We start from the raw sequence: 14,010 nt of genomic DNA on the forward strand, positions 1-14,010 counted from the left end.
TGCAATAAATATCAACACCAAGTATTTTAATATCTTTCATCACCTGCTCTTTATTTAAAATAGAAATTCTGTGTTGGCGCATTATAACGCCCCCTTTAAAGAGCGCACTTTTCATTGGGTTGTTTTTGCAGAAGGGAGTAAATAACTTGTTTGCCGAAGTGTTAAGCGTTACATTTTGTGTCTTACAGGAGGAAGGGGCACCATGACACATTTCGTTCAATTAAAAATTTTAGATAAGCGCCTAGGAAGTGAGTTTCCACTACCTGCTTACGGCCACAACGGGTTCGGCGGGTTTAGATCTGCGCGCCTGCTTGGATGAGCCGCTTAAGATAGAACCCGGTGAAACTTGCCTGATTAGCGCAGGATTGCGATTTATTTAGGCCATTCCAATGTAGCGGTGACTATATTGCCTCGTTCGGGACTGGGGCATAAGCATGGGATTGTATTGGGCAATTTAGTGGGGCTCATTGATTTGGATTATCAAGGATCGCTGATGGTTTCTTGTTGGAATCGGGGTAAAGAACTCTATATTATATATACCATCGAGCCGGGCATCGAATTTCTTAGTTAGTCGTTCTCCCTGTCTTGAAGGCGCAATTTGCGGTGGTGGAAGAATTTGAACTTACCGAACGAGGAGTGGATGGTTTTGGCAGCTCAGGACGAAATTAATCAGTTGAGTCTCCCCGATGAAGCACCGGCGGAACTTTTTAGAGCTTACGATATTCGCGGTCCTGTTACCCCAAAGGCACTGACACCAGGATTGGCTTATGCCATTGGCCTTTCGATTGGCAGCGAAGCACGCGAACATGGGCAAAAAGCGATTGTCGTGGGTCGCGATGGGCGTTTTTCAGGTCCTAAATTAACAGCTGCTTTGATTCAGGGATTGTGTGAGACCGGCCTGGTGGTGCTTAATGTTGGTTTAGTGCCAACGCCGCTGGTTTACTTTGCAACGAATCGTTTAGAAACCAATTCCGGCGTGATGGTCACAGCGAGTCATAATCCAAAGCAGCACAATGGTTTTAAAATTGTTCTGAATGGAAAAACATTGAGATTAGAGGAGATTGCGGCCATCCGAACGCGTATTCTCGAAGGACGCTTTGTTAAAGGCCATGGAGCGGTGATTGGTGTGGAGATCATCGAAGATTATGAATCTTATATTACTAAGCATGTTCAATTAGACCGCCCGTTGAAAGTGGTCGTAGACTGTGGCAATGGGGTTGGCGGCAAAGTGGCGCCGGCGTTATATCGGAAGCTAGGGTGTGAAGTGGTGGAGTTATTTTGTGAGGTGGATGGCTATTTTCCTAATCATCATCCTGATCCTACTATTCCCGCCAATTTAACGGATTTAATCCATAAAGTAAAAGAAGCGCAAGCCGACCTTGGGCTGGCTTTTGATGGCGATGCGGATCGTTTAGGTATTGTGACGGATAAAGGAGAAATTATCTGGCCCGATCGTCAAATGATGTTATTTTCAATGGACGTATTATCTCGTTTACCGGGTTCTGATATTGTTTTTGACGTCAAATGTTCGCGTTCCTTAGCCGAAATAATAAAAAAATACGGCGGCAATCCGGTCATGTGGCGAACAGGGCATTCTATTTTAAAAGCTAAGCTTTTTGAAATCGGTGCGCCGTTGGCGGGAGAAATGAGTGGACATATCTTTTTTAAAGATAAATGGTTTGGTTTTGATGATGGCATTTACGTGGGAGCCCGTTTATTACGAATTATCTCTCAGACTAATCAACGGACAAGTGAGATTTTTGCGGAGTTCCCCAATAGCGTCAACACGCCCGAATTAAAATTGCCGATGACCGAAGAAAAAAAACAACCCTTTATGCAACGGTTATTGAAAAAAGCTGATTTTGGAAACGCAAAACTTATTACAATTGATGGGTTGCGCGTTGAATTTGAAGATGGCTGGGGGTTAATTCGACCTTCGAACACTTCGCCTTATTTAATTTTACGTTTCGAGGCTGATACAGAAGAAAAACTGAAGCGTATTCAGGGAATCTTTCGAACGCAGTTGCGGATAATTGATAATGCGTTGGAGTTGCCCTTTTAATTATAGTAAAGGATTGTTGAAAGTGTTTTTGTTCCTGTTCCTCCTCTCGCCTAAGAGTGTCTTCAGATTTACTCCTTTTGAAAATAGTCTTTATTGATAGGCGACCGGGAGTGATGTTATTCATAACATTTTTTATGAAGCTTAGATTTTCTTCGCGATTTTTTTGTGCGCTCAGCCAGCTTACCAAGGCGTTGAGTTTTTTTCTCTTATTTGATCTCCCAAGTAGGCTTCGGCTATATGAAAGCGTTCTGAAAGAAGGGTATTGGTTATCTCCAAAGCTCGTCTTAATTTACTCTTAATTTTCAAGAGATGGGGATTTATAATTTGACGTTAAATAATTTTTAAGCGAATCGCAATGTTTAATTGCCAAGGGTAATAGTGTAGTATTATCTTCTAGGAGACCTTTATTGAGGATAGTGTTGTAAAAATAGTTCCAATTACTTAAGTTAAATGTTTTTGGAACCAAAGTGAATATTTCTTCGAGCTTGTTAAGTGCTTTGAATCGTTCATTTTCGATAGCTTTTTACAGTGTTCAATGGCTTTTCCATAATAGACCGTGGCGTCTAGACTTGGTTATTGACTGATCCGCTCCATAAAGCATATAAGCAATACTGGAAAATACCAGGGAGAGTAGTAAAGAAGCGGTTTCGATCCATTCAGACAGTAAGTAAAAAAGGACCCACACATCCTTAGAGTAATTCTTGTGCTCAAGGAAGAAGCAAGCAAAGCGGTAGATGATGGCGTGAAAATTATTTGTGAATAATACCGTTTCGTAACATCGCTTAGCTTTTTTGATTTTTATTTCCATACCGCAACTAAGCTCGCCAATACTTCTACTGAGCTTGCTTGCACAGCTTCGAAAAGCGGTGTTAGATTCTGACGCTGATAAAGAAACAGATTGTGTTTGGCTAACGGCATACCTTGAATAGCGGCTTTTTGGAAGAGCGTCTTAGCATTTTCTAGTTCTGTTTTTTCGAGAGAGTGATTAGCGGCAAGCCATTGTGCACGAGGATGGTTTTTTCGATCTCTTGATTAAGGTATATTTGAACCTGATCCTTTTCCCTCTCTTCTGAATAAATTTCGAAAAGCTCAACTGTGGTGTCAGGTTCTCCTGCTTTGGTCGCTTTTCTCAGAAAAAATTTAGCTCGACCGGTATTTTTTTTAACTCCTACGCCAAGAAAATAAGTCATCCCTAATAAATAAAACTTTTCTCCGGAGTGTCATCAGATAACTGAAATATAATTAAAATAATTTACACAGTTCTCATATGCTTTATCACTAAAAAACCCCCTTATTTTCCAGGGAATTAAAGCGGTTGATGAGATATTCTCTAGATTATAGGTTTCAAAAAGGCGTTTGCCAGATCAACGAGATTAGCCTCTCGAGATTTTCGAAAACATTAAATGGCAGAATCTATATCCTGTGCTTCTTCCCTCGCTTTCATGTGTCGCTTCTTGTACCTCAAGGTTGCCAGTGTTCGGGATCTTTATTCCATGCTAAGGCTTTTTGTTTTTCTATTTCATCAATGTAACCTTCATCAACTGCCATTTCGATTAAGGTATCAAAATGAGAAAGCGCATGACAGTTGATATTAGCATCCGAAAAATTTTTCTGCGCTTGTGGCAATTGATAAGAAAAAATCGCAATGCAGTCGGTTATTGTCACCCCTTTTTCTCGTAAAACCAAACTGGCCGCCAGGGCGCTTTTTCCAGTACTAATTAAATCTTCCACAATCAGCGTCCGCTGACCTTTTCGAATCCGACCTTCGATTTGATTTTGTTTACCATGAATCTTGGCCTTAGCGCGAACATAAACCATGGGGAGATTGAGCCGATCCGCAATCCAGGCAGTGTGCGGGATGCCAGCAGTCGCGGTACCTGCTATGACGTCAAACGATAAATGATTCTTTTCAATGAGTTGAAGAAAAGCTTCGATAATCACTTTTCGTTTTTCAGGGTAGGAAATAATTAAACGATTGTCACAATAAATAGGGGACAAAATGCCGGAGATATAGCGATAAGGCTCATATAAATTTAAAGTGACTGCCTTGATATTAAGTAGTAACTTTGCTATTTCTGTGGCTTGATTCACAAAGCCATTGTTGCACAATTTAAATGGTAAAAAAAGAAGATTTTTATGCGTATTATCACTTTAAACTTAAACGGCATCCGTGCGGCTGCTCGCCGAGGGTTTTTTGATTGGTTAAAACGACAGAAAGCGGATATTGTTTGTTTACAAGAAACAAAAGCTTGCCCTAAAATCAGCAATGGGGATCAATTTCACCCTAAGGGATATCATTGTTATTACCACGATGCAGAAAAAAGCGGTTACAGTGGTGTTGGTATTTATTGTCGCGAAAAACCCGATCGAGTGACCACCCGATTAGGCTGGGAACATGCCGACAAGGAGGGGCGTTATATTCAGGCTGATTTTGGCTCGTTAAGCGTTGCGTCGTTATATATGCCTTCAGGTACGACTGGCGAACATCGTCAAAAAATTAAATTTGATTTCATGGATCGTTATATGAAAAAATTAAAAAATATCGTTCATTCAAAACGATCTTTCATTATTTGCGGCGACTGGAATATCGTCCATAAAGAAATTGATATTAAAAATTTTAAAAGTAATCAAAAACATTCTGGTTGTTTGCCAGAAGAACGTGTCTGGTTAGATGAAGTCTTTACAAAAATAGAATTGGTCGATGCTTTCCGGGTGGTTAATCAAAAGAAGGATCAATACACGTGGTGGTCCAGCCGTGGTTGTGCTTTGGAGAAGAATGTCGGGTGGCGTATTGATTATCAAGTGATAACGTCAGATTTAAAAAATAGTGTAAAATCAGAAAGAATCTACAAAGACGAACGATTTTCGGATCATGCGCCGTTGATTATGGATTATGATAGAGAAATTTCCGACTAGATATTTTTGCCTTCCTCTATCTTTGAAAGGCATCAATTGATAGTTTATTTTTAACGTTAGATATTACCGCTTTTTTGATTAAACATTGTGACCCAACGTCTGAGTAAAAATAGTACTACATACTAAGACAATATAAGGCCAATAGGAAAAAATAATCCAGAATGGGAAGATTTATAAAAAGATTTTATTGTTAATCGTCATCCCAGCGGGGGCATCTGCTGTATTATTGAAGCATACAAAACCTTCACGGCGGAGTCAGGAGGAGACCTAAAAGACTAGGGGCTAAGAAAAACACCGATGGTGCTTTTCTTAGCCTTTTAGCCGGGACTCCCGTGACTTCGGCTGTGAAAGCCCTCGATTCTTTGTCTGTCAGTAGACGGCCCACGCACGGGAACGACGAGGGCAATAAAGTAATTTTAAAAAAAAATACTCTTTCATAAAAAAGATTCTAATTAAATTGTTAGGGAGTTTTGAAGAACTGTGAGTGCTGGCCATCAATCAAACGAACCTTCTTAGCATCGATCCCTCGGCCGAAGAAAATTTCGCCGACGCGAATAAACCGCTCGGGAGAGTCGGTGACGAGGAAAGATAAGGTGGGTGGATGATCGAGAGGAAAGGGGTTGGTTTTTTGTAGAATGGATTGCACTTCAGTTGCCGTTGCTTCTGCTGAATTGATGATGTTTATTTGGTCGCCCAAAATGGCGACTAATGGTTCCATAAGAACCGGAAAATGCGTGCAACCCAAAATGACAGAGTCGCATTGATGATAACCGTTAGTAATAGGCTCCAAGTATTTTTTGGCGACCATTAAAGCGATTTCGTCGTTTGTACAACCTTCTTCGGCTAATGCCACGAATAAATTACAAGTTTGAGTGGTAATTTCAATTTGAGGGCTCAATGCTCGAAGCGTGTCTTGATAAATCCCCGATTGAATTGTCGTTTCCGTTGCTAACAGCGCCACTTTGTTGTTTTTTGTTGCAACAACGGCAGCCCTCGCGCCTGGTTCCACAACGCCGATGATTGAAATGTCGGGGAATTGTTGTTGGAGCTGGGGAAGCGCCGCAGTTGAGGCGGTATTACAGGCGACAACTAATAGTTTGATATTTTGAACAACGAGAATAGATGCCATTTGAGTGGCGTAACGCGAGATAGTTTCAGGGCTTTTAGTGCCATATGGCAATCGTGCGGTATCGCCAAGGTAAATGTAGGATTCGTTGGGTAAATGATTAACGAGCTCACGCAAAACAGTTAAGCCGCCCATCCCTGAATCGAAAACGCCAATCGGCCTTCCATTTTTCATTAGCTTAACGCTTCCTGTTGTTTTTCGATAATCTGTTTGATGCCATGTCGTGCAAGATTAATCAGCGCATCCAGCTCTTTGGCATGAAAAGCATCCCCTTCGGCTGTGCCTTGGATTTCAATAAAAGCATCATTGTCTGTCATCACTATGTTCATATCCGTATGCGCGTTGGAGTCTTCTGCATAATCCAAATCAAGCACGGGGACACCCTTGTAAATACCCACAGAAACAGCAGCGACTTTATGTTTAAGCGGATCAGTTTGTAAAATTCCTTTACGTTGCAAGTGGCGCAACGCTTCGATCATGGCAATACAACTACCATTAATGGCAGCGATGCGTGTTCCTCCGTCCGCTTGGATGACATCACAGTCAATAGTAATAGTATAAGGCCCGAGTAGCTTCAAATCTAAAGCGGCTCGTAGCGACCGACCAATTAAGCGTTGAATTTCCATCGTTCGACCGCCTTGTTTACCGCGAGAGGCTTCTCGGTCCATACGGCTGTGAGTAGAACGGGGCAACATGCCGTATTCTGCTATTAACCAGCCTTGTTCACTATTTTTAAGAAACCGCGGCACGCCTTCCACGATACTTGCATTGCATATGACTTTAGTGTTTCCCAATGTGACTAATATTGACCCTTCTGCATAACGGGTAAATTGAGTAGTAAAACTCAGTGGCCGTAATTCATTCGCTGCTCGTTTGCTAGGACGCATGATCACCTCTATGGATTAATATGGAACATTCTGTGCGAGATAAGCGGCACCCAATATAAACAAAATAGACAGTGGCATCAAACCTTCTTTAACTTTCTATGTTATTATGTACAGCATCGATCGTTTAGCAATACAGGAATTTATGATTGCCAGTATGACCGCTTTCTCTCGTCAGTCTAATGAAGCAACATGGGGTTTATTGACGTGGGAGATCCGCACCGTCAATCACCGCTATCTAGAAATTACACTGCGTTTGCCGGACTTTTTGCGTGAATTTGAACAAGCTTCCCGAGAGGCCATCCAAAAGGTTTTGAGCCGAGGCAAGGTTGAAGCCGCTTTACGGTTTCAGCCTGGATGGGACGTGCCGTTTGAAATGAATGTCAATCAAGTGCTGACTGAAGGCTTGGCCAAAGCGAGTGAGACGGTCATCTCCTACTTCCCATCAGCGACAATCAATGCCATCGATGTGCTCTCCTGGCCAGGGGTATTGCAAACCAAGAAAACTCAGGTGGATGCTGTCGGAAAGGTCGTATTCACTTTATTAAATTCGGCATTAACCGATTGCATGGATATACGGCGTCGCGAAGGTGAGGTACTTAAACTATTTATTGAAGAACGTCTGAACAATCTGAAAGGGAAAATCGCCATTATCAAGAAACGACTGCCTGCTTTACATCAAGCGGCACGCGAGAAAATGATAGCCCGCTTTGAAGAATTATCCCTCGCTTTAGATAAAGAACGCTTGGAGCAAGAGATGCTCTGGTTGGCACAAAAAAGTGATGTCGCCGAAGAATTACAACGCCTAGAAGCGCACCTGCTTGAAGTGAAACGTGTTTTAGTTGAAGGAGGTACCGTCGGACGAAGACTGGATTTTTTAATGCAAGAACTAAATCGAGAGGCCAATACCTTAGGAAATAAATCACTGGACGCCAATGTTTCTCAAGCAGTGGTAGATTTAAAAGTGCAAATTGAACAAATGCGAGAACAGGTGCAAAACATTGAATAAGTCCAATTTATTTATTATTTCAGCGCCTTCAGGTGCTGGGAAAACCAGCTTGGTTCGTGCCCTTGTTAAAACATTAGCTGAGATCAAAATATCCATTTCGTATACCACGCGACCGAAACGCCCGGGCGATCAGGAAGGCGTTGATTATTTTTTTATTGATGAAGCTCGTTTCCAGGCAATGGTAAAAGAAGGCGATTTTCTTGAATATGCCACTATTTATGAACGCCACTATGGAACGGAGAAAGATTGGGTGCTGCGTCAATTAAAGGCTGGTAGGGACGTTTTGTTAGAAATCGATTGGCAGGGGGCTTGCCAAATCCGAGAATTGTTCCCTCCAGCGTTGTCTATTTTCATCTTGCCTCCTTCCATTGAAGCGTTGCGGGAACGATTGATTAAACGCCGCCAAGATGACACAGCGATCATCGAACAGCGTTTAGCGTTGTCGCGAAAGGAAATGGCGTATTACAAGGAATTTGATTACCTTGTCGTTAACGATAATTTTGATCAAGCCGTTCAGAATTTGATTCATATTATTAGCGCTGAACGCCTGCAAAGGGACGTTCAAGAAAAAAAGCTATCTCGTATGTTGGCAGAATTAGTGGAAAAGCAGTAAAATGAAGGTTTCTTTAAGCTGCAATTCTGCGGACAAGCCGCGGGACTAAGCAGATTTTAAATAATGAGGTCCTCATGGCACGCGTAACAGTTCAAGATTGTCTCGAACATGTGGAAAATCGCTTTGATTTAGTCCTGAAAGCAGCAAAGCGAGCTCATATTTTAGAATTAGGTGGGGCAGAACCGATGGTTCCCAGAGATAATGATAAACCCGCTGTCCTTGCGCTTCGTGAAATAGCAGCCGGTTACGACGTCACTCGAGAAGGGCAAGAGCAGGAAATGGAAGAAGTTGACGTTAACCGTAATGTTCTCGCTGAAACAGAAAAAATGAATAAAGCGGTAGCTTCCCAGAAAGAAAGTGAAGTATAACCTCAGAAACGCCTCAGCGAAGCGTTGTACAATTAAATTCCGAGGGTAGGCCTTTGCGCCTCTTCAAAAAATTATGTCAAAAGCTGGATTATCTCAACGGCGAGCAAGTCGAATCCATCCGCCAAGCCTATTTAATGGCCTTCAGTGCTCATCAAGCCCAAAAACGCAGTACCGGAGAACCTTACATCAACCACCCAGTGGCAGTGGCGGGTATTTTAGCGGACCTAAAAATGGATTATCAGACGATCATGGCCGCTTTACTGCACGATGTCATTGAAGATACCCCTGTCGAAAAAAAAGCGATCGTTGAGAAATTTGGTGAAGAAGTGGCGGAACTAGTGGACGGGGTCAGCAAATTGACGCAAATTGAATTTGTGAGCCGCGCTGAAGCTCAAGCTGAGAGTTTTCGGAAAATGGTGTTGGCTATGGCGCGCGATATCCGCGTTATCATCGTCAAATTGGCCGATCGGTTACATAATATGCGCACGCTCGACTCATTAAATTCACAAAAGCGGCGACGAATTGCACGAGAAACGTTAGATATTTTTGCCCCGATCGGAAAACGCTTAGGCATGCGGGAATTGTCCGTTGAATTAGAAGAACTGAGTTTTGCTGCCATTTATCCGCTGCGTCAGCGTGCTTTAAAAGATGCCGTTCGGCAAACGCGCGGTAATCGAAGGAAATTTTTGGCCTTAATTGAAAAAACGCTGAACGTGGGATTAACTCAAAGTCATTTACCTTCTTACTCCATTACGGGGCGAGAAAAGCATTTATACAGTATTTATCGCAAAATGCGAAATAAACATATCCCATTTAATGAAATTATGGATGTGTATGCCTTTCGTGTTATTGTTGAAAACATTGACTCGTGTTACCAGGCCTTGGGTATTATTCATGGATTATTTAAGCCCGTTCCTGAACGGTTCAAAGACTATATCGCCATCCCGAAAGCGAACGGCTATCAGTCATTACACACCACTTTATTCGGCCCTTACGGACTTCCTGTCGAAGTACAAATCCGTACAACGGAGATGGATCGCATCGCAACAAAAGGCATTGCCGCGCACTGGCTTTATAAAACGACGGGCGTACCCATGACCGAATCGCAAGTGCGTGCAAAAGCATGGGTGAAAAATTTGCTGGAATTACAGGAGGGCGCCGCAAATTCTCTAGAATTTATAGAAAACGTGAAAATGGATTTATTCCCTGATGAGGTTTACGTCTTCACCCCCCGGGGTGAAATTATGGAATTGCCTGCTGGCGCAACAGCAATAGACTTTGCCTATGCGGTTCACACCGATATAGGCAACAACTGTCTTGCTGTTAAAATTGACCGGCACCTGGCCCCTCTGTCAACACCGCTAGTGAATGGCCAAACGGTGGAAGTGATTACTTCTTCCAGTGGTCGTCCAAATCCTGCGTGGTTAGATTTTGTGGTAACCAGTAAGGCCAGGGGTAGCATTCGTCACTTTTTAAAATCACAGAGACGAACTGAATCCATTGCGTTAGGCAAACAATTATTGAAAAAAGCGTTGAGAAATTATTCCCTTTCTTTAAAAAAATTATCGCAATCGGTTATCAATTACATATTAAAAGAAATGCAATTAAAATCCTTAGATGATTTATTGGAAGAAATTGGTTTAGGCAATCGGATGGCTGCATTAGTAGCCCAACGCATTGCAGCAGTAGCTGAAGAAGCTGAAGCGGAAACCGACATGAGGCCGGCAGAGAAAGCGCCATTAATTATTAAAGGGACCGAAGGATTAGTAGTGAGTTTCGCAACCTGCTGCTACCCTGTTCCCGGTGATCCCATCGTAGGCATCATTGATGTCGGCAAAGGGATTATCGTTCATGTGGAGCGGTGTCCGTCTATTGCAAAACTGCGCCATCACCCGGATCGTTTTATGCCGCTTCGATGGTCCGAACAGGTTAGAGCGGAATTTCCAGCGTTGGTTCGCGTTCAAGTAGTTAATGAACGTGGGTCATGGGCTATGCTAACATTAGCCATTGCAGAAGCCGATGCCAACATTGAGGATATTAAAATAGAAGAACGCGAGGGATTGCACTATATTGTTACGTTTCTCATTGCTGTTCGCAACCGCAAACATTTATCCAAAGTGCTGCGACGTTTGCGTCAGGTGAAACAATTAGTAAGAATTATACGCCGTTTTGACTAAACCCTCGCTTAGCATCCACCGTCAGCGCTGAAGATTCTAAGAGGAGGCCGTAAACTAATTTTCTACAACACTAAACACTATTAACTGGGGAGTGGTAATGAAACAAATAATTGGTACAAATAAAGCCCCTCATGCAATCGGGGCCTACTCGCAAGCTGTAAAAGCGGGCAATACCGTTTATTTTTCGGGGCAAATCCCCCTGGAACCGGAGACGATGGAAATAATTAGCGGTAATTTTAAAGATCATGTTCATCGGGTTTTTAAAAACATTGCTGCGATTGCCGAAGCCGCTGGAGGCAGCTTAGCTCAAATTGTAAAATTAACTATTTATTTAATAGACATGGAAAATTTCCGTTTAGTTAATGAAGTGATGAAATACTATTACGAGGAGCCTTATCCTGCTCGTGCTGTCATCGCCGTTAAGCGATTACCGAAAAATGCGTTAATTGAAATAGACGCTGTAATGGTATTGGGAGAGTGAAAAAAATATTATCCCGGCCTCTCGGGGTTCAGGATAAGACTGAGCAAATGATTTCAACCTCTCCAGTCACCGCCCTTAAACAGGTTGGGTCAACCACGCGTGAATTATTGGCAAATTTAAATATTCACACCATTCAGGATCTTTTATTTCATTTACCTTCGCGTTATCAAGATCGTACTCGAGTAACAGCCATCGGTACTATACGTCACGGCGATCAAGTCGTTGTTGAAGGAAAAATTCAACTGGCAACCATTACGTATGGTGGCCCGCGGAATTTAATGTGCTCAATAAGCGATGGAACTGGGTCGTTAATTTTACGGTTTTATCATTTTAATTACCAACAACAACGACAATTAAAGATGGGTTTGCGCGTGCATTGTTTTGGCAACGTTCGACGAAATTATCAAGGACGTTTGGAAATGATTCATCCGGAATACCGAATTGTGGACGAATCGACGCCGCTTATTCCAAAAGATCGTCTCACCCCCATTTATCCGACAACAAAAGGATTACCACAAACGAAGTGGCGCCATTTAATCAATCAATCATTGAATTATTTGAAATACCCTAATTTTGTTGAAGAACTATTGCCGGAGGAAATACGAACTTTGTTTCGGTTGCCGACATTAACTGAAGCATTATTTTACGTTCATTCACCTCCACACAACGCCCCTGTAGATTTATTGCAAGTCAGCAAGCATCCATCGCAACAGCGGTTGGCTTTTGAAGAATTAGTAGCGCAACAACTCGGTTTGCAACAATGGCGTTTGTTAATAAGAACGCAGCCAGCACCTGTTTTAATTAAAAATAATTGGCAAGAAAAATTAAAACGTGCATTAACGTTTGAATTAACATCAGCTCAAAAACGGGTAATTGGGGAAATTAATCAAGATCTTTCTAAACCTAAGCCCATGTTACGTCTTTTGCAAGGCGATGTTGGTTCGGGAAAAACGATTATGGCTGCAATGGCCATCCTCAAAGCCGTAGAAAACGGCTATCAAAGTGCAATAATGGTGCCTACCGAATTATTAGTGGAACAACACTACCAAGTTTTTCAACGTTGGTTTTCTCCGTTGGGAATTAGCGTCGGTTGGTTAGCCGGGAGTTTAAAGCCTTCAGCACGAGAAAAAACGCTGCAAGAAATAGCAAGCGGCCAGTTATCAGTGATTATTGGCACTCATGCGCTTTTTCAAGTAGCTGTGACTTTTCAGCAATTGGCACTCATTGTCATTGATGAGCAACACCGTTTTGGCGTGCATCAACGATTGGCACTCAAAGAAAAAGCAACGCCTAATTATCATCCCCATCAATTAATTATGACCGCGACTCCAATTCCGCGCACATTAGCGATGACGGCTTATGCAGATCTTGATTTTTCGATCATCGACGAACAGCCGTCTGGACGAAAACCAATAACAACAGTTTTAATATCAAATTCCCGTCGAGGTAAAGTCATTGAGCGAATTAAAAAAAATTGCGAACAGGGAAAGCAAGTCTATTGGGTATGTACGTTAATTACTGATTCCGAAGTATTACAATGCGAAACGGCCGAAGCAACTTTTAAAAAACTACAACAATCATTCACTAATTTAAGTGTAGGATTGATTCATGGCCGATTAACGAAAGAGGAAAAAGATATTGTAATGGGGGCATTTAAAAAGGGCGATATTGATTTATTAGTCTCGACAACAGTGATCGAGGTCGGTGTTGATGTGCCGAATGCAAGTTTAATAGTGATTGAAAATTCCGAGCGCTTAGGCTTAACGCAAATTCATCAATTGCGTGGCCGCGTGAGGCGGGGAGAACAAAAGAGCTACTGCGTTTTACTCTATCAAGAACCGTTATCAAAAAACGCACGAGCCCGCCTGACTTTGTTGCGTGACACACAAGACGGTTTTTTGGTGGCCAAAAAAGATTTAGAACTACGCGGTCCTGGTGAATTGTTAGGAGCCCGGCAATCAGGATTATTTCGTTTTCGCATCGCTGACGTTGTTCGACACCAGCATTTACTACCCGCTGTTCGCAAGGCTGCTTTTTTGATTTTGCAGGGATACTCGGAGTTTACTCCTCATTTGTTAAACCGCTGGTTGAAAGAAGCTGATAAAGTCGTCCAAGTTTAATGTTTCCCCTATTTAACCACTGCTTTCACAGAACTTACTGAAAAATCCAATAAAATTATTAATTTTTGGAGACAAAAGCAGGGAAAAAGTAGGTTTATTAATTCAAAATTAAAAATTCACGACTCGAATATTTTCTCTCCATACACGAAGGAAAGCGATGAGTTTGTTTCCTGAGCAGGTGGAATTAATGGAAAGGCTTGTTTTAATTGAAGCAATTGATTATTGGGTTGAAAATAATTTCCCTTACATTTTCT

General features: G+C 42.2%; 11 protein-coding genes and 2 pseudogenes. 9 read left to right on the top strand and 4 right to left on the bottom strand.

All coding sequences use genetic code 11. From position 1 onward, the window contains the following. Positions 1-175 precede the first annotated feature (175 nt). Positions 176-669 (top strand): annotated as a pseudogene (gene dut / locus FIV31_RS05155) (dUTP diphosphatase). Then, positions 647-2,062, top strand: coding sequence for a phosphomannomutase/phosphoglucomutase (locus tag FIV31_RS05160; RefSeq protein WP_280124053.1), 1,416 nt, complete (start codon positions 647-649; stop codon positions 2,060-2,062). The pseudogene dut and the gene FIV31_RS05160 overlap by 23 nt, the downstream one beginning before the upstream one ends. Before the next feature lies 1 nt (position 2,063). Here FIV31_RS05160 and FIV31_RS05165 read toward each other — a convergent pair. Further along, a pseudogene (locus FIV31_RS05165) lies at positions 2,064-3,527 on the bottom strand (tetratricopeptide repeat protein); the annotation flags it as partial. Beyond that, positions 3,524-4,171: an orotate phosphoribosyltransferase gene (pyrE, locus tag FIV31_RS05170; protein WP_280124045.1), complete on the bottom strand. Its 648-nt coding sequence runs from the start codon at positions 4,169-4,171 to the stop codon at positions 3,524-3,526. The pseudogene FIV31_RS05165 and the gene pyrE, both read right to left, overlap by 4 nt. A gap of 27 nt (positions 4,172-4,198) precedes the next feature. On the opposite strand from pyrE, the gene FIV31_RS05175 reads away from it, so the two are divergent. Next, complete coding sequence (locus tag FIV31_RS05175) at positions 4,199-4,978, top strand: exodeoxyribonuclease III (protein ID WP_280124046.1); 780 nt, start codon at positions 4,199-4,201, stop codon at positions 4,976-4,978. Positions 4,979-5,438: 460 nt separating this feature from the next. On the opposite strand, the gene murI is transcribed toward FIV31_RS05175, so the two are convergent. Then, positions 5,439-6,278: a glutamate racemase gene (murI, locus tag FIV31_RS05180; RefSeq protein WP_280124047.1), complete on the bottom strand. Its 840-nt coding sequence runs from the start codon at positions 6,276-6,278 to the stop codon at positions 5,439-5,441. Beyond that, a complete protein-coding gene (rph, locus tag FIV31_RS05185) occupies positions 6,278-6,991 on the bottom strand; it encodes a ribonuclease PH (RefSeq protein WP_280124048.1) in 714 nt (237 codons plus the stop codon). Before rph ends, murI begins: the two co-directional genes overlap by 1 nt. 142 nt (positions 6,992-7,133) lie before the next feature. Here rph and FIV31_RS05190 point away from each other — a divergent pair, with 142 nt between their 5' ends. The 6 genes from FIV31_RS05190 (at position 7,134) to recG (ending at position 13,756) form a co-directional block, all read left to right on the top strand. Then, entirely contained in the window at positions 7,134-7,997 is an 864-nt protein-coding gene (locus tag FIV31_RS05190; protein WP_280124054.1) for a YicC/YloC family endoribonuclease, read from the top strand. After that, positions 7,990-8,610: a guanylate kinase gene (gmk, locus tag FIV31_RS05195; protein WP_280124049.1), complete on the top strand. Its 621-nt coding sequence runs from the start codon at positions 7,990-7,992 to the stop codon at positions 8,608-8,610. Before FIV31_RS05190 ends, gmk begins: the two co-directional genes overlap by 8 nt. A 74-nt stretch (positions 8,611-8,684) precedes the next feature. Next, on the top strand, positions 8,685-8,978 hold the full coding sequence (gene rpoZ / locus FIV31_RS05200; RefSeq protein WP_280124050.1) for a DNA-directed RNA polymerase subunit omega: 294 nt from the start codon (positions 8,685-8,687) through the stop codon (positions 8,976-8,978). Positions 8,979-9,031: 53 nt separating this feature from the next. Further along, complete coding sequence (locus FIV31_RS05205) at positions 9,032-11,155, top strand: RelA/SpoT family protein (protein WP_280124051.1); 2,124 nt, start codon at positions 9,032-9,034, stop codon at positions 11,153-11,155. Between the two features lie 97 nt (positions 11,156-11,252). Next, a complete protein-coding gene (locus FIV31_RS05210) occupies positions 11,253-11,636 on the top strand; it encodes a Rid family detoxifying hydrolase (protein WP_280124052.1) in 384 nt (127 codons plus the stop codon). Between the two features lie 5 nt (positions 11,637-11,641). Next, positions 11,642-13,756 (top strand): ATP-dependent DNA helicase RecG, encoded by a 2,115-nt coding sequence (gene recG, locus FIV31_RS05215; protein ID WP_280124055.1) that lies wholly within the window; start codon positions 11,642-11,644, stop codon positions 13,754-13,756. Positions 13,757-14,010 lie beyond the last annotated feature (254 nt).

The organism is Coxiella endosymbiont of Ornithodoros amblus (assembly GCF_019425495.1).
Lineage (GTDB): Bacteria > Pseudomonadota > Gammaproteobacteria > Coxiellales > Coxiellaceae > Coxiella.